14 protein-coding genes are annotated in these 15,053 nt (G+C 71.7%); 7 read left to right on the top strand and 7 right to left on the bottom strand.

Annotated features, from left to right (window positions below; all coding sequences use genetic code 11):
* Positions 1–22 precede the first annotated feature (22 nt).
* The 3 genes from hpaD to C1N74_RS03225 are packed head-to-tail and all read left to right on the top strand — an operon-like array spanning position 23 to position 2,787.
* Positions 23–1,186: a 3,4-dihydroxyphenylacetate 2,3-dioxygenase gene (gene hpaD, locus C1N74_RS03235; RefSeq protein WP_137749962.1), complete on the top strand. Its 1,164-nt coding sequence runs from the start codon at positions 23–25 to the stop codon at positions 1,184–1,186.
* 27 nt (positions 1,187–1,213) lie between these two features.
* Entirely contained in the window at positions 1,214–1,999 is a 786-nt protein-coding gene (locus C1N74_RS03230; RefSeq protein ID WP_137749961.1) for a 2-keto-4-pentenoate hydratase, read from the top strand.
* Positions 1,984–2,787, top strand: coding sequence for an HpcH/HpaI aldolase/citrate lyase family protein (locus C1N74_RS03225; RefSeq protein WP_137749960.1), 804 nt, complete (start codon positions 1,984–1,986; stop codon positions 2,785–2,787). Before C1N74_RS03230 ends, C1N74_RS03225 begins: the two co-directional genes overlap by 16 nt.
* Before the next feature lie 7 nt (positions 2,788–2,794).
* Here the strand turns inward: C1N74_RS03225 and C1N74_RS03220 are convergent, their stop codons facing one another.
* Genes C1N74_RS03220 through C1N74_RS03210 form a run of 3 tightly spaced genes read right to left on the bottom strand, consistent with a single transcriptional unit; the run spans position 2,795 to position 7,009 of the window.
* A complete protein-coding gene (locus C1N74_RS03220; RefSeq protein ID WP_023952409.1) occupies positions 2,795–3,622 on the bottom strand; it encodes a PRD domain-containing protein in 828 nt (275 codons plus the stop codon).
* A 44-nt stretch (positions 3,623–3,666) separates the two neighbouring features.
* Positions 3,667–5,118 carry a family 1 glycosylhydrolase gene (locus C1N74_RS03215; RefSeq protein WP_137749959.1) on the bottom strand — a complete coding sequence of 484 codons (1,452 nt, stop codon included), beginning with the start codon at positions 5,116–5,118 and terminating at the stop codon, positions 3,667–3,669.
* The gene (locus tag C1N74_RS03210; RefSeq protein ID WP_137749958.1) at positions 5,105–7,009 is read right to left on the bottom strand and encodes a beta-glucoside-specific PTS transporter subunit IIABC; all 1,905 of its coding nucleotides are present in this window, start codon (positions 7,007–7,009) and stop codon (positions 5,105–5,107) included. The genes C1N74_RS03215 and C1N74_RS03210 overlap by 14 nt, the downstream gene beginning before the upstream one ends.
* A 219-nt stretch (positions 7,010–7,228) precedes the next feature.
* Here C1N74_RS03210 and C1N74_RS03205 point away from each other — a divergent pair, with 219 nt between their 5' ends.
* The 4 genes from C1N74_RS03205 to C1N74_RS03190 all read left to right on the top strand — a co-directional run bounded on the left by C1N74_RS03205 (position 7,229) and on the right by C1N74_RS03190 (position 11,000).
* A complete protein-coding gene (locus tag C1N74_RS03205; RefSeq protein WP_088380424.1) occupies positions 7,229–7,921 on the top strand; it encodes an SDR family oxidoreductase in 693 nt (230 codons plus the stop codon).
* Between the two features lie 7 nt (positions 7,922–7,928).
* The gene (locus C1N74_RS03200; protein WP_137749957.1) at positions 7,929–9,401 is read left to right on the top strand and encodes a glycosyltransferase; all 1,473 of its coding nucleotides are present in this window, start codon (positions 7,929–7,931) and stop codon (positions 9,399–9,401) included.
* 100 nt (positions 9,402–9,501) lie between these two features.
* Entirely contained in the window at positions 9,502–9,804 is a 303-nt protein-coding gene (locus C1N74_RS03195) for a hypothetical protein (RefSeq protein ID WP_071918505.1), read from the top strand.
* The gene (locus tag C1N74_RS03190; protein WP_137749956.1) at positions 9,801–11,000 is read left to right on the top strand and encodes a glycosyltransferase family 4 protein; all 1,200 of its coding nucleotides are present in this window, start codon (positions 9,801–9,803) and stop codon (positions 10,998–11,000) included. The genes C1N74_RS03195 and C1N74_RS03190 overlap by 4 nt, the downstream gene beginning before the upstream one ends.
* Here C1N74_RS03190 and C1N74_RS03185 read toward each other — a convergent pair.
* Genes C1N74_RS03185 through C1N74_RS03170 form a run of 4 tightly spaced genes read right to left on the bottom strand, consistent with a single transcriptional unit; the run spans position 10,963 to position 15,009 of the window.
* Positions 10,963–11,760, bottom strand: a complete 798-nt coding sequence (locus tag C1N74_RS03185) for a glycosyltransferase (protein WP_088380420.1) — start codon at positions 11,758–11,760, stop codon at positions 10,963–10,965. The genes C1N74_RS03190 and C1N74_RS03185 overlap by 38 nt on opposite strands.
* Positions 11,757–12,770 (bottom strand): glycosyltransferase, encoded by a 1,014-nt coding sequence (locus C1N74_RS03180; RefSeq protein WP_137749955.1) that lies wholly within the window; start codon positions 12,768–12,770, stop codon positions 11,757–11,759. Before C1N74_RS03180 ends, C1N74_RS03185 begins: the two co-directional genes overlap by 4 nt.
* The gene (locus C1N74_RS03175) at positions 12,767–13,885 is read right to left on the bottom strand and encodes a glycosyltransferase (protein ID WP_137749954.1); all 1,119 of its coding nucleotides are present in this window, start codon (positions 13,883–13,885) and stop codon (positions 12,767–12,769) included. Before C1N74_RS03175 ends, C1N74_RS03180 begins: the two co-directional genes overlap by 4 nt.
* Positions 13,882–15,009 carry a glycosyltransferase gene (locus tag C1N74_RS03170; RefSeq protein ID WP_258317989.1) on the bottom strand — a complete coding sequence of 376 codons (1,128 nt, stop codon included), beginning with the start codon at positions 15,007–15,009 and terminating at the stop codon, positions 13,882–13,884. The genes C1N74_RS03175 and C1N74_RS03170 overlap by 4 nt, the downstream gene beginning before the upstream one ends.
* Between the last annotated feature and the right edge of the window lie 44 nt (positions 15,010–15,053).

Raw genomic sequence — 15,053 nt, 5'->3', positions numbered from 1 at the left:
CAACGAGAGCAAGGACGCTGTCATGACCCACCGCGACCAGATGACCCGGACCTCCTCGGGCTACTTCGTCAGCCAAGAGGCGCCGATCACCTGCGACGACCCGATCCCGACGCCGACCGCGCCGGCTCCCGACATCCTCCGCTGCGCGTACATGGAGCTGGTCGTCACCGACCTCGCCGCCTCGCGCGAGTTCTACGTCGACGTGCTCGGGCTCTACGTCACCGAGGAGGAGGACGACGAGGCGATCTACCTCCGTTCGACCGAGGAGTTCATCCACCACAACCTGATCCTGCGCCAGGGGCCGGTCGCCGCCGTCGCGGCGTTCTCGTACCGCGTCCGGTCGGCCGACGACCTCGACCGCGCCGTGGAGTTCTACACCGAGCTCGGGTGCCGGGTCGAGCGGCGCCCGGAGGGCTTCGTGCGAGGCATCGGCGACTCGGTTCGCGTCGAGGATCCCCTCGGCTTCCCCTACGAGTTCTTCTTCCAGACCGAGCACGTCGAGCGCCTCTCGTGGCGCTACGACCTGCACACGCCCGGCGAGCTCGTGCGCCTGGATCACTTCAACCAGGTGACCCCGGACGTCCCGCGCGCCGTGCAGTTCATGCAGTCGCTCGGGTTCCGGGTGACCGAGGACATCCAGGATGACGCCGGCACGGTGTACGCGGCGTGGATGCGGCGGAAGCCGACCGTCCACGACACCGCGATGACCGGCGGCGACGGCCCCCGCATGCACCACGTCGCCTTCGCGACGCACGAGAAGCACAACATCCTCGCGATCTGCGACAAGCTCGGCGCCCTGCGCCGCTCCGACGCGATCGAGCGGGGGCCGGGGCGCCACGGCGTCTCGAACGCGTTCTACCTCTACCTGCGCGACCCCGACGGACACCGGGTCGAGATCTACACGCAGGACTACTACACCGGCGACCCCGACAATCCCGTCGTCACATGGGACGTGCACGACAACCAGCGCCGCGACTGGTGGGGCAACCCCGTCGTCCCCTCCTGGTACACCGAGGCCTCGCTCGTCCTCGACCTCGACGGGAATCCCCAGCCGCTCCGCGCCCGCACCGATGACTCCGAGATGGCCGTCACGATCGGCGCGGACGGGTTCTCGTACACCCGCCCGGGCGATGACGGGCTGCCCGAGTACAAGCAGGGCGAGTACAAGCTCGGCAACCAGCTCTGATCTCCAACCAGCTCTGAGAGGACGCTCATGCTCTCCCCCGACGACATCGCCGCCATCGCGGACGAACTGGCCGAGGCCGATCGCACGCACGGCGTCATCCCGCGGATCACGGCCCGCCATCCCGGCGCCACCGTCGAGGACTCGTATGCCATCCAGGGCGTCTGGCGCGATCGGATGATCGCGTCGGGCCGCCGGATCGTGGGGCGCAAGATCGGCCTGACATCCAAGGCGATGCAGCAGGCGACCGGGATCACCGAGCCCGACTACGGCGTCATGTTCGACGACACGGTCTTCGCCTCCGGCGCCGAGATCGCGACCGAGCGGTTCTCGAACGTGCGCGTCGAGGTCGAGCTCGCGTTCGCGCTCGCCCGTCCGCTCGCCGGACCGGACTGCACGCTCGACGACGCGCTCGACGCGATCGACTACGCCGTCCCGGCGCTCGAGATCCTCAACTCGCACATCGAGCTCGAGGGGCGCACGATCGTCGACACGATCGCCGACAACGCCGCCTACGGTGCGATGGTGCTCGGCACCGAGCGGCGACGCCCCGATGAGATCGACCTGCGGTGGGTGCCGGCGCTGCTCTCGCGCAACGGCGATATCGAGGAGACGGGGGTGGCGGCCGGTGTTCTCGGACACCCCGCCACGGGCGTCGCCTGGCTCGCCAACAAGGTGTCGCAGCACGGGGCGCGTCTGGAAGCGGGCGAGCTGATCCTCGCCGGGTCGTTCACCCGGCCGATGTGGGTGTCGCGCGGCGACGCGGTCCGCTGCGACTATGGCCCGATGGGAGTGATCGCATGCCGTTTCGTCTGACACCGACCTTCCGCGACGCCCTCGCACGCGCCGACCGCCCGCTCGCGGGCATGTGGGTCTGCTCCGGGTCGCCGCTGGTCGCCGAGATCTGCGCCGGTGCGGGACTCGACTGGCTCCTCATCGATATGGAGCACTCGCCCAACGGGATCGAATCGGTCCTCGCGCAGCTGCAGGCTGCCGCAGCGGCGCCGGTGACGACGATGGTGCGGGTCTCGACCGCCGATCCGGTCGTCATCAAGCAGGTGCTCGACCTCGGAGCGCAGAACCTGCTCGTGCCGATGGTGTCGTCGGCCGCCGAAGCAGAAGCGGTCGTGCGCGCGGTGCACTATCCGCCGCGCGGCATCCGCGGCGTGGGTTCCGCCCTCGCCCGTTCGGCCCGCTGGAACCGCGTCGACGACTACCTGGCCGACGCCGAGCAGCACGTGTCGCTCGTCGTGCAGATCGAGACCGTCGCGGGGGTCGACGCAGCCGCGGCCATCGCCGCGGTCGACGGCGTCGACGGCGTGTTCGTCGGCCCGAGCGATCTCGCCGCGTCGATGGGGCTGCTCGGACAGCAGACGCACCCCGACGTCGTGGCCGCCGTCCGTCGCGTCTTCACCGAGGCCCGCTCCGCGGGCGCACCGGTGGGCGTGAACGCCTTCGACCCCGCGCTCGCCCGCGACTACGCCGACGCCGGAGCGGACTTCCTGCTCGTCGGAGCCGACGTGGCACTCCTGGCCCGCGGCTCGGAAGCGCTCGCGACGGCGTGGGTGCCCGAGGCCGACCGCACGACCCGCTCCGGATACTGACGCGGGATCACCCCGGAACGGCCCGCGCGATGTGCAGGGCGAGGTAGGCGACCTCCTCGTCGGAGATCTCGATGTCGTGCTGCGTCCGCACGAGGGCACGCACCCGTTCGGCCGTCGCCGTGGCGCGCGGATGCCGCCGGCTCATGCTCTCGAAGAGGAAGCCGTCGTCGCTGTCGAGCATGCGCCCGGAGAACACCCGCTCGGCGAAGAACTGCAGGTGCACGAGGAAGCGCGACGAGTGCAGGTCGTCGCCGAACGCGATCCCCGTGGTGTTCGAGACGATCGTCGTCGCCGCGGAGATGAGCCGTACGACGTGCATCGTGTCGGCACCGGCCCGCCCGTTGGCGGCGTTGGCGAGATGGAACGCGATGTTCGCGGCCTCCTCGTCCGGCACATCCACGCGCATCCGTGCTCGCAGCAGCTCCACGCCCCGCGCGCCCACGGCGTACTCGTCGGGGTACACGGTGCGCAGTTCCCAGGCGAGCCGGTTCACCACGACGAGGCCGCGACGATGCCGCTCGACGGCGAAGTGGAGATGGTCGGTGAGCGTGAGGTAGATATGCGGGTCCAGATCGAGCCCCGAGGCCACGGCATCTCGCACGATCTCCCGGGTCAGTTCGACGAACTCACCCGGGATCTGCGCGAGCAGCTCGACGAGGTTCCGCTGATCCGCATCGTCGAGCGCGACGAACACCCGGTCGGTCGCCCCTTCGTCGACGACGTCGCCGGGCTTGGCTCCGAATCCGATGCCCTTGCCCAGCAGCACCCGCTCGACCCCGCGCTCGTCGTCGACGAGCACGACGCTCGAGTTGAGCACCTTCTTGATGGTCTGCATGCCCGTCCTCATCGACCCGGCCTCACGCTCATGGAGCAGGAGGGTCACCCGAGATCTGCGCCGTTCGTGGCGATAACCCGCTGGTACCACCAGAACGAATCCTTGCGTCGACGCTCACCGCTGCCCCGACCGAGGTCGTCGAGGTCGACGTGAATGAAACCGTATCGCTTCGAGATCTGCGACGACGACGCGCTGATGATGTCGATCGGTGCCCAGCTGGTGTAGCCCATCAGCTCGACGCCCTCGTCGACCGCCCGGATCATCTCGCGGAAGTGCGCCCGGAAGTAGTCGATGCGGTAGGGGTCGTGGATGCGGCCGTCGGGGGTGAGCTCATCGCGCATGCCCAGCCCGTTCTCGACGATGAACAGAGGCTTGCCGTAGCGGTCGTAGAGATCGATGAGCGAGATCCGCAGCCCGACCGGGTCGATCTGCCAGCCCCACTCACTGGACTCGAGGTAGGGGTTCTTGACACCGAGCACCGTGTTGCCGGGCGTCCGCTCGGCATCCGGGTCGACGGATTCGGCGAGGGTCATGTAGTACGACAGCGAGATGAAGTCGACGGGGTGCTCGCGCAGCAGCTCGGCATCCCCCTCGGCGAACGCGATCTCGACACCCTGTCGCGCGAGGGCGTTGAGGGCCAGGCGGGGGTAGGCGCCGCCGGCCTGGACGTCGGTGCAGAGGTAGAGCAGCCGGTCCTTCGCCTGGGTCGCGGCGATGTCATCGGGGTGACAGGTCAGCGGGTAGGTCTTCAGCATCGTCAGCATGCAGCCCATCTGCGACTCGGGCCACATCTCGTGCAGCATCCGCGTCACCGAGGCCGAGGCCACGAACTGGTGGTGGAGGGCGGTGTAGCAGGCCTGCAGGATGCTGCCCTCGACGGTCTCCTCGATGATGCCGCCCGAGGTGAGCGGATGCCGCACGATGCCGTCGATCTCGTTGAACGACAGCCACAGCTTCACGAGGTGCCCGAAGCGCTCGAAGCACGTGCGGGCGAACCGCTCGAACAGGGCGATCGTGCCGCGGTCGACCCAGCAGTTGTTCTTCAGGGCGAGGGCGAGAGGGGGGTCGTAGTGCGAGAGCGTGACGAGCGGTTCGATGCCGAGACGCCGCATCTCGGTGAACAGCCCCTCGTAGAACGCGATGCCCTCCTCGTTGGGCTCGGTCTCCTCGCCCGTCGGGTACAGCCGCGTCCACGCGATCGACACGCGCAGCACCGTGAAGCCCATCTCGGCGAACAGCGCGAGATCCTCGGGATACCGGTGGTAGAAGTCGATGCCGCGGCGCTTGGGGTAATACGTCTCGTCGTCATCGGCCATGGCGGCCGTGATGCTCTCGACCGTGTGCGCGTGATGGATCGCGTATTCGCGCGGGTCGACGTTCGGACGGTACTTCGCGATGTCCGAGACGGCCGGACCTCGGCCGCCCTCGCGCCACGCGCCCTCGGCTTGATTGGCGGCGAGCGCGCCGCCCCACAGGAACGAATCAGACAGTGCCATGAGCGGCCTCCTTGGTGCGTGCGGTGAAGATTCCCGTGCCCGCCTCGACGGGCCCAGTGAGGGCTTCGACGACCTCGAACGCGTCTCCGTTGAGGACGACGACGGGGGTGATCGTGTCGAATCCGGCGAGGTGGATCGCCTCGAGGTCGGCCTCGAGGACCAGCTGCCCGCGTTCAACGCGATCGCCCTGCGCGACGTGGGCGACGAAGGGCGCACCGTCGAGCTTGACGGTGTCGAGCCCCACGTGGACGAGGATCTCGACGCCGTCGTCACCGGTGATGCCGAAGGCGTGCTTCGACGGCAGCAGGCTCGACACGACGCCCGACAGCGGTGCGTACACGGCGCCGGTGCTGGGGCGGATCGCGACGCCGTCGCCGAGGATGCCGCCGCCGAACACCGGATCGTCGACGCGGTCGAGGGGGACGACCTCGCCGGCGACGGGAGCGACGAGCCGGCCGTCGGCGACGGGCTCGGCCGCGATGTCGCCCGCCGTGCCGGCCTGGGCGTCGAGCGCGCGGATCGTGCCCGAGTCGGAGTCCTTCCAGATGACGAGCGAGACGACGAAAGCGGTCGCGAAGGCGACGAGCGCCCCGATGACGGCATGGATGAGGTTCCACGGGTTGAGCACGTCGATGAACATCGAGATGCTCGCAGCCCCCGGGCTGACGAGGGCGAAGGCGCCGACGGCGGCGATGCCGAGGTAGACGCCGCCGGTCAGTGAGCCGGCGATCACCGCGAACAGCGCGCGGCGGTTCTGGAGCGTCACACCGTAGAGCGCGGGCTCGGTGATGCCGAAGAACGCGGAGATGCCCGCCGAGATCGCCGTGCCACGCAGCGTCTTGTTGCGGGTGCGGATGGCCACGGCCAGGCTCGAGCCCGACTCGGCGATGTTGTGGGCGAGCGAGGCCACGAGGTAGAAGGGGTCACGCCCCTGCTGTGCGACGGTGGCGATCGTGGGCGGGATGAACGCCTTGTGCATGCCCACCGAGATGATGAAGGGGAGCACGGCGGCCAGCAGCGCGATCGCGACCCAGCCGAGCGTGCCGTACAGCCACAGCATCCCGCCGGTCAGCAGCGACCCGAGCCCGTATCCGAGGGGCCCGAGAGCGAAGATCATGATCGGCGAGACCACGATGAAGCACAGCAACGGCACGAAGAACGTGCGGATGGGCCCGGGGGTGATCTTCGTCGCGAGCTTCTCGACGGGCCACAGCAGCAGCACCGTGAGGATCGGCGGGAACACCTGCGCGTTGTAGGCGATCGCCGGGATCGGCAGCCCGAACAGCGCGACACCGCCCTCCTGAGTCAACAGGCCCGAGAACGTCGGGAACACCAGGAGCCCGACGATGCCGAGGGCCAGCGGGATGTTGACGCCGAGTTTCTTCGCGGCGGTGTAGGTCACCAGCAGCGGCAGGAAGAAGAACACCGCATCGGGGATCGCGGAGAGCACCTGGTAGCTGGGATCGGTGGTCTGCATCCACCCGAGCGCCGAAGCGAGGATCAGGAACGACTTGAAGATGCCCGCGCCGGCGATCGCCGGGATGATCGGGGTGAACACCGCCACGACGAAGTCCATGATCGCCGAGCCCGCGCGCTTCCAGGTGAGCTTCTGCCGGGGCGTGCCCGCGGCGCGAGCCGCCGCACGTCCGCCGCGCAGCTTCTCGATCTCGGCGAAGTAATCGCCCACCTTCGACCCGACGATGATCTGGGTCTGCGGACCGCGCACGACGCCGATGACGCCGGGCACCGCCTTGAGAGCCGCCTCGTCGGCGCGGGCGTCGTCGACGAGATTGAAGCGGAGTCGCGTCGAGCAGTGCTGCAGGGCGGCGATGTTCTCGGGTCCGCCGACGTGCTCGAGGATCGCGCCGGCGGCGTCCTTCGTGGTGGTCATCTTCGTTTTCCTCCTGTGGAATCCCGGACCGTGCCGCCGGAGCGGCTCCGCTCCGGACCCGGCCGGAGGCAATAAAAAAAGGACCCGACCGCCGTGCGATGCACGTACGTTCGGATCCTGCCTGCATGACCAGTCACATGTCCGAGAAGATCGTCGCACGTTCGGCTGCGGGGTGCAAACGGACGCAACGGGCACGGTCGCGGATGCGACGATGGGAGCATGACGCAGACGCATCTCATCACGGGCGCGGGCTCGGGCATCGGACTCGCGATCGCGCGCCGGCTCGCCGACCGCGGTGACCGGCTCGTGCTGCTGGGCCGCAGCGACGCCCGTGCCGCCGAGCTCGCGGACCTCTTCCCGAATGCCGTCGGCGTCGCTGCAGACCTGCGCGAGCCCGCGGAGCTCGCCGGCGCGCTCGCGGATCGCCTGCCGGAGGCGATCGACACCGTCATCCACGGGGCGGGCGTCGTCGAGCTGGGCCCGGTATCCGACCTGTCCGTCGCCGCGTGGACCGATCAGCTGACCGTCAACCTGATCGCCGCCGCGGAGCTCACCCGTCTCGCGCTGCCCGCGGTGCGGACCGCGCGCGGTCAGATCCTCTTCGTCAACTCCGGCGCCGGCCTCACCGCGCACCCCTCCTGGAGCGCGTACGCCGCGTCGAAGCACGGGCTCAAGGCCCTCGCCGACGCCCTCCGCGGCGAGGAATCCGCCAACGGCGTCCGCGTGACGACGGTCTACCCGGGCCGGACGGCCACACCGATGCAGGCGGAGGTCCACCGCCAGGAGGGGCGCGACTACGACCCCGCGGCCTTCATCGACCCGGAGTCGGTCGCGACGACCGCGCTCGCGGCGCTCGACCTTCCGCGCGACGCCCTCGTCCCCGACGTATCCGTGCGCCCCGGCCCGCGGTGACGACGACGTGGCCGGTTCTGACCTCCCTCCCGGGCGACACCTCGCACTGACCTGGGGCATCGCCGTCCCCTACGGCGGCATGACGACCGCCCTGCTCGACCGCAGCCGCCTCTTCGCCGACGCGGGGACACCGGTCGACGTCCTCACCCTCGACGACCGCGCTCTCCCGCTGCCGCCGATCCCCGGAGTCGGTGCCGGCACCTCGGTGACCATCCGCAACCTCTACGACTGGCCGCGCTCGAACGAGGTCCCCGCCCGCTCGGGGCTGCCCGACGCTCCGGCTCCGCTCGACCCCGAGGACGACGGCGTCATCTCCGACGGAGCCGGCGGCGTGCTCCTCCGCCGGCTGCGGCTGGGCGCGAACGGCAAGCCGGTCGACGTCGACCACCTCCGGCTCGACGGCACGATCGCGCTCTCGGAGCGGCGCGTGGGAACCCGCGGCCGCATCCTCCTCGCGCGCGACGCCGACGGCCGGCCGATCCGGGCCTGGCGCCGGCGCTACGACTTCTACGCCGACTGGCTCGACCACCTCGTGGGAGACGACGAGGCGTTCCTGATCGTCGACAGCAAGACCGTCGCCCCCTTCGCCGCGGGCTACCGCCGTCGTCGTGTGACCACCGTCCACGTCGTGCACGGCTCGCACCGCGGCCCGACGCCCGGCTCGGTCCGGGCGTCGCGCCAGGCGGTGTTCTCCCGGCTCGCCGACTTCGACGCCGTCGCCTTCGCGACCGAGGCCCAGGCCGCCGACGTCCGTGACATCGTGGGCCCCCGCCCGTTCCTCGCGAGCATCGCCCACCCGGTCTCCGCCGTCGACGCATCCGCTCTGCCGCCGGAGTCCGACCGCACCGGAGCCGTCGTCATCGCGCGCCTGGAGCCCATCAAGCGCGTGGAGGATGCCGTCGCCGCGATGCGCCTCGTCCACGGCCACGACGGCGACAGCGACGGCCCCGAGGTCCGGCTCGACGTCTACGGCACGGGATCTCGTGCCGACGAGCTCGCCGCCCTGGCCGTGGACGACGACGCGATCCGGTTCCACGGCCACACCGACGACCCGACCACGGCGATGGCCGCCGCGAGCGTCCTTCTGCTCACGAGCAGATCCGAGGCGTTCGGGCTCGTCCTGCTCGAAGCGATGGCCGCGGGCTGCCTCCCCATCGCGTACGACATCGCCTACGGACCGGCCGAGCTCATCCGCGACGGCGAGAACGGCTGGCTCGTCCCCGACGGCGACGTCGAGGCGCTCGCCCGTGCCGTGCGTGCCGCGGCAGAAGCCGACCCCGCCCGGCGAGCCGCGATGCGGCGGAACGCACGCGCGACGGCATCCGCCTACAGCGACGCCCGTATCCGGCACCGCTGGGCGAGCGTCCTGCGGACGGCGCGGCGCCGGCGGCGCATCCTCATCGGGCAGCGCCGCTTGTCGGCCGCCGCGCGCCGCCTGGCCGGGGGCCTGCGACGCCGCCTGCGACCGAAGCACGGTTGACCCCCGCCGTTAGCTCGCGCTCCACCAGCTCGTCAAGGGCCACTCACAACGGCGGACGGGTGATGCACCCTGTCGTGGCACGAGGGAGGCGAGGGCCGCGATGGGACTGCTGCGATACGGATCGGACCTGATCGCCATCCCCATGCCCGACGACGTGCTCGCGCACCTTCAGCTCGTGATCGCGGCGAAGCTCGGCGCAGGTGAGGGGTTCACGGTGAGCTGGAGGCACGGCGACGGACAGGGGCGGAGCACGCTGTGGCTCGAGCGCTCGATCCCCCTGCGTTTCGACTTCGCGTCGTCGCACCCGGTCAGCACGGATCCGCGGCGCGTGCGGGCCATGCTCACCGAGGCCGCCGCGATCACCGGCCTCTCGCTCGGCACCCTTCCTGTCGAGGCGTCATGACCAGGGCGCTCACGTCGCAGGCCGAGACCCGCTGGCTCGTGGGGACGTCCGAGTACGCCGGAGTCACCGGGTACACCGGCGGGATCGGCCGCCACTACGCCGCTCTCCTTCCGGCCCTCGCCCGCCAGGGGGTCGCCGTCGACCTCGCGATCGAGACGGGCGCGGAGCTCGTGTCCGACGACCCGGGCCCCGGCGTCCGGCTGGTCGACGGCGGCATCCGACGCGCATACCGTACCCACCGTCATGACGTCGTCTTCGCCCCCGAATGGGGCGGGCTGGCCGCGGCGCTTCCCCGTACGGCGCCGCTGCTGACCAACCTCGCGACCGGCATCCGGCTCGCCGACCAGGTCTCCGGGTTCGCGGCGGCCGACCTGCCCATCGGGCAGCGGATCGTGCGCGCACGGCAGGCTGCCGCCGAGCGACGTCAGCTGTACCGGTCGACCGGCCTCATCGCCATCTCCCGCGCGATGCTCGACCGCACGAGCGACCTCTACCCCGGGCTGCCCCCGGCCCGCATCGTGCGCAACTGCATCGACGTCGATGCCGTCGCCGCGGCGGCAGCGCGGCCCGAGGTGCCGACGGGCTGGCCCCAGGACGACGCACCGATCGTCCTCTTCCTCGGCCGGTCCGAGCGCCGCAAGGGAGTCGAGGACGCGTTCGCGGCCTTCGGACGGGTTCACCAGGATGTCCCGCGTGCGTGGCTCGTGCTCGCCGGCGCTGGCGGCGACGCCCGCTACGAGCCGACGCGTTCCGCGCTCCTCGAGATGCTGCCTCCGTCGGCGCGCGACCGGGTGATCTGGCTCGGGCACGTGCCGGGCGACGAGATCTACGGAGCCATCGCCCGCGCGGACGTCGTCATCTGCCCCTCGCGCTGGGAGGGGTTCGGCAACGTCGCCCTCGAGGTCAAGACGATCGGCACTCCCCTGGTGGTCACCTCCGGGAGCGGATTCGACGAGTTCTGCACCGACGGGCAGGACTGCCAGTCCGTACCGCCCGCCGACCCGGAACGTCTCGCCGCAGCCATCACCGTCGCGGTGCGGCATCCGGCGTGGGCTCGGACGCTCGCCGAGCACGCCCGCGCACAGGTGGCGGACTTCGCCCCCGATCCCGTCGCCCGCGACCTGCTCGCCGCCGCAACCGAGCTCCTCGCCGGTGCGGTCAGGCCGAGGCTCGACGCCAGCCGTCGTCCTCTCTGACGACGGCCCCGGCTCGCTCGAAGGCCTCGAGCCACCCCGTCATGGGCCACTCGCCCCACTTCCGCGCGAATCGGCGGCCGTTGCGCAAGATGTCGTCGAGGTGCTGCCAGGGCGGTGACGAGGTCTCGTGATGCTGGTGATAGGCATCGGCGCCGCCCACCCAGATCATCGGGACCGACGCCCGGCGAAGTGAGAACGCGAAGTCGGTGTCTTCGCCCCCGTATCCCTCGTACTGCTCGTCGAAGCCGCCGATGGCCCGCCACACGGCCGGCGTGGTCGCGAACGACAGCGACCAGAACAGCGGATACTCCTCCGCCGCGGCGCGCTGCAGGACACCCGGGGGCGGGGCCGGGCGCGCCGCGTGGGGCGCGGTGGCCGCGCGGAGGGATGCCGCATCGAGCGCGGCCCCCGCGGGGAGGTACGTCACCGGTCCGCACAGGACCGCATCGGGGTGCTGCGCCGCCGCGTCGCGGTACCGTTCGACGAGATCGCGACCCGGGATGCAGTCGGCGTCGAGGAAGACGAGCAAGCGTGCCCCCAGCGCCTCCGCCGCACGCGCGCCCGCGTTTCGGGCCGCTGCGAGCCGCAGACCGGCGGGCCCCGGCGGAACATGCACGACGGACTCGGCGTCGAGCGCGGGAGCGTCGTCGTCGCCGATCCAGACGACCACCCGCGGGGTGCCGGCCGTCGCGCGCAGCTGGTTGCGCAGGTGGGCCAGGCGTGGCGCCGAGCACAGCGTCACGATCGCGATGTCGCTCATGCTCGTCCTCCCGGGACCGCCTCGGCACGGATGACGGCCGCTGCCCGCTGGGCGGCGCCATCGGTGCGCCATGCCTCCCACCCGTCACCGCCGCGCGCCGATGCGCATGCGAGCAGCTCAGGCCAGCGCTCGGGCTCCGGCCAGGCTGTCAGGGCGACGGCGAGCCCGGATCGCCCCAGTGCCGACGCCGTCGCACGCTGCTCGGCGAAGGGACGCTCTTGCGGGATGACGACGGCCGGGGCACCGGCGGCGGCGAGATCGGCGACGGCGTTCTGGCCGCACCACGACACGACGACGGATGCCGTCGTGACCGCGTCCCAGGGATCGGCGGTCCACGCTCCGGAACCGGCGCCGAGCACGCGCCAGGGGCGTCTCGACGCGCGCTCGGCGGCGGCGATGTCGGCGGCGGAGACGTCGGCCCCGCCGCCACCGCCGAGGAGGACGACCTCGTCACCGCGCGGCTGCGCGGGCCGGTCACGACCGGCGAACCGCGAGATCCCGCCGACGAATGCGACGCGATCGCCGAGGGCGGTCAGGTGCTCCGGCGCGTAGGCCTCCTCCGGCCACGGCGCGATGATCCGCCGCGCGGCCAGGAAGGCCAGCCGGTGGGGCTCGTCGATGCGGTCACCGGGCTGCGTGATGATCACCACGGGCACACCGAGGAGCCGGAGGAAGAGCGTGACCTCGGCCGAGACGTCGACGACGAACGCCTCGATGTCGCCGGCCGCGACCGCCGCCGCGATGACCGCGAGCCGGGAGCGGTGGCCGGCGTGGCGCAGCGGGGCCCAGTGCAGCATCCCGCCGGCCGTCGGGTCGTCGGCGGGGATGGCGGGCGCGGGCTCATCGTCGCGCGCGAGCTCGACCCAGGAGACGTTCGCGGGCAGATCGGCGGGAACGGGCAGCGAGCTGAAGCAGACGACGTCGGCATCGAGGTGGGGGGCGATCGCCCGCATCCGGGTCAGGTGCCCCTGGCCGTGGTGATGCACGTACCAGCCGATGCGCCCGGTCATGCCGGCAGCTCGGCGGGGGCGGCCTCCGAGCTCAGCGACGCGAAGATCTCCTCGAGAGCCGTCGTGCGCGCATCGAGCGAGAAGCGTTCGACCGCGCGGGCGCGGACCGCGCGGCGGAAGCGCGGATCGTGAGCCTGCTCCCACATCTCCTCGACCGCATCCGCCATCGCGACGACGTCCCCCGCGGTCACGAGCCGCATCCCGATGCTGGCCGCGGCGATCTCGGGCACCCCGCCCACGGCGAAGCCGACCACGGAGGTCCCGCACATGAGGGCCTCGGGCCCGACGAGTCCGAACGGCTCCGCCCACGCCGGAGTGGCCAGCGCGACCGCCGATCGGCCGACGAGGTCGGCGAGCTCGAGAGGCGTGAGCTCACCGACGACGGTCACGCCGTCACCGAGCAGCGGGCCGAGCACCTCGTCGGCGTACGCGCGATCGCCGACGCGACCCGCGATCGTGAGGCGTCGCCCCAGCGCCCGCGCGACGGCTACCGCCAGGTGCGGGGCCTTCTCGGGGACGATGCGGCCGAACCAGACGAGGTCGTCGCCGCCCGGGCCGCCGGTCCAGACGCGCGGGTCCACGCCGTTGGCCAGCAGGGTCGAGGCGACCCCCGCGTGCTGCCATTCCCGGCGGGTGTGCTCGCTGACCGAGAGGAACGCGCTGCCGCGGCCCGCGGCGGCGCGGTGCGCGCGCACGAAGTCGTCGTCCACCGGCGTGTGCAGGGTCGTGACCATCGGCACGCCCAGCTGCGGCGCGAGCTGCAGCGGGAGGGCGTGCAGGCAATGGTTCGAGATCACGTCGAAGTCGGCGGCCCGCGCGCCGATGGTCTCGAGCGCGCGCCGGAGCATCGGCACGCTGAGCGTCTCGTACGCGGGCGGGTACGTCTTGTCGGTACGCACCGCGTCGGCATCCCAGCCCAGTTCGGGCATCTCCCAGACGCTGCCGGGCTCGACGTGGTCCGACCCGGTCACCGCGACGACGGTCACCTCGTGGCCTCGCGCGCGCAGAGCCTCGATCTCCGACCACACGGCGGCTTCGAGCCCGCCGGCGTGAGGCCTGCGGATCGGGAACCGAAGCGGCGCGATCACCGCGATGCGCAGCGAACGCCCCGTCACGAGACACGCTCGCTGCGGAGCCGGCGGTACAGCGCGGCGTGCGCCTCCGCCGTCGAGGCATCCTGCTCCCGGCGACGGGCGCGGCGCCGCTCCATCAGCTCGGCTCGCGCGATCGACCCGGGCCGTGCCGCGTCGTCGCACGACAGCAGTGAGCGCAGTGCCGCTGTGAGCGTCTCGATGTCGCCCGGGCGGAAGCTCGCTGTCGAGGCGTCGTCGTGCTGATCGGCGAAGTGGCCGACGTCGGGGACGGCGACGGGCACCCCCAGGTCCCAGCACAGCTCGAGCCACCCCGAGTGGCTGCCGAACCGGTAGGGCAGCACGCACACGTCGAGCCCGCCGAGCGCGGTGTTCAACGCGGCGTCGGGCAACCGGCCCTGCTCGACGAGGACCGCATACGGGTGTCCGGCCACGGCCGCACGGACCTCGTCGCGGGCGCCCTGATCGCGGACCGACCGGTGCATCCGGATCTCGGCGACGGCGTGATGGCCTTCGTCTCGGAGCCGCTCGACCGCGGCGATGAGCGTCCGCGCGCTCGTGGGCCCGTCGGTGCCGGGGCGCAGGTCCTTCAGGTGCATCCCGATCCGGAGGTCCTCGCTCACCGCCACGATGGACGGGCTCTCGCCCTCGTGCAGGATCGCGGGGTGCGGCAGCACGGCCGCATCCCGTCCCCAGCGCTCGCGTACCTCGGCGGCTGCTCCCGGGGTCAGAGTCACGAGAGCGTCGGCCCGCGGTACGAGCTCGTCGAGCTGCGCGGCATAGGGGCTCTGGTCGGTCAGCTGCGGATGCGTCAGGTCGTGCACGGTGAACACGACGGCCCATCCCGCCGCGTGTGCTGCCTCGACGCACGCCGTCAGGTGACCGGCGGGGAAAGACTCGGTGCCGAAGTGGACGTGCAGGATGTCGGCGTCGTCGGCGTTGCGGCGGATCCAGTCGGGGTCGAGCGCCACGGGAGGCCACCAGACGCCCTCGGCCGCGCCCGGCACGGGCGGGTCGGGCAGAACCTCGATGCCCGCGGCATCCGTCACACGCCGCACGTACGGATGCCCCGCAGGCACTGCCACGACGCGCACGTCGGGTGCACCGGACATCTCGTCCCGGGGCACGCTCGCGGTCACGATGGTCACGAATCTCCTTGCTGGAGCCGCCGAGAAGGGGCGACCCGAGTCGG

The sequence above is a fragment of the Microbacterium sp. SGAir0570 genome, from assembly GCF_005491085.2.
Lineage (GTDB): Bacteria > Actinomycetota > Actinomycetes > Actinomycetales > Microbacteriaceae > Microbacterium > Microbacterium arborescens.
Note: the sequence above shows the minus strand (reverse complement) of the source record. Positions and strands in the feature narration are given on the sequence as shown.

Bases quoted from the DNA above. Each gene is read 5' to 3' on its own strand.
- C1N74_RS03230 (WP_137749961.1), top strand. From the start codon at position 1,214: ATGCTCTCCCCCGACGACATCGCCGCCATCGCGGACGAACTGGCCGAG.
- C1N74_RS03225 (WP_137749960.1), top strand. From the start codon at position 1,984: ATGCCGTTTCGTCTGACACCGACCTTCCGCGACGCCCTCGCACGCGCC.
- C1N74_RS03215 (WP_137749959.1), bottom strand. From the start codon at position 5,118: ATGGCACTGTCTGATTCGTTCCTGTGGGGCGGCGCGCTCGCCGCCAAT.
- C1N74_RS03205 (WP_088380424.1), top strand. From the start codon at position 7,229: ATGACGCAGACGCATCTCATCACGGGCGCGGGCTCGGGCATCGGACTC.
- C1N74_RS03195 (WP_071918505.1), top strand. From the start codon at position 9,502: ATGGGACTGCTGCGATACGGATCGGACCTGATCGCCATCCCCATGCCC.
- C1N74_RS03180 (WP_137749955.1), bottom strand. From the start codon at position 12,770: ATGACCGGGCGCATCGGCTGGTACGTGCATCACCACGGCCAGGGGCAC.
- C1N74_RS03185 (WP_088380420.1), bottom strand. From the start codon at position 11,760: ATGAGCGACATCGCGATCGTGACGCTGTGCTCGGCGCCACGCCTGGCC.
- C1N74_RS03210 (WP_137749958.1), bottom strand. From the start codon at position 7,009: ATGACCACCACGAAGGACGCCGCCGGCGCGATCCTCGAGCACGTCGGC.
- C1N74_RS03220 (WP_023952409.1), bottom strand. From the start codon at position 3,622: ATGCAGACCATCAAGAAGGTGCTCAACTCGAGCGTCGTGCTCGTCGAC.
- C1N74_RS03190 (WP_137749956.1), top strand. From the start codon at position 9,801: ATGACCAGGGCGCTCACGTCGCAGGCCGAGACCCGCTGGCTCGTGGGG.
- hpaD (WP_137749962.1), top strand. From the start codon at position 23: ATGACCCACCGCGACCAGATGACCCGGACCTCCTCGGGCTACTTCGTC.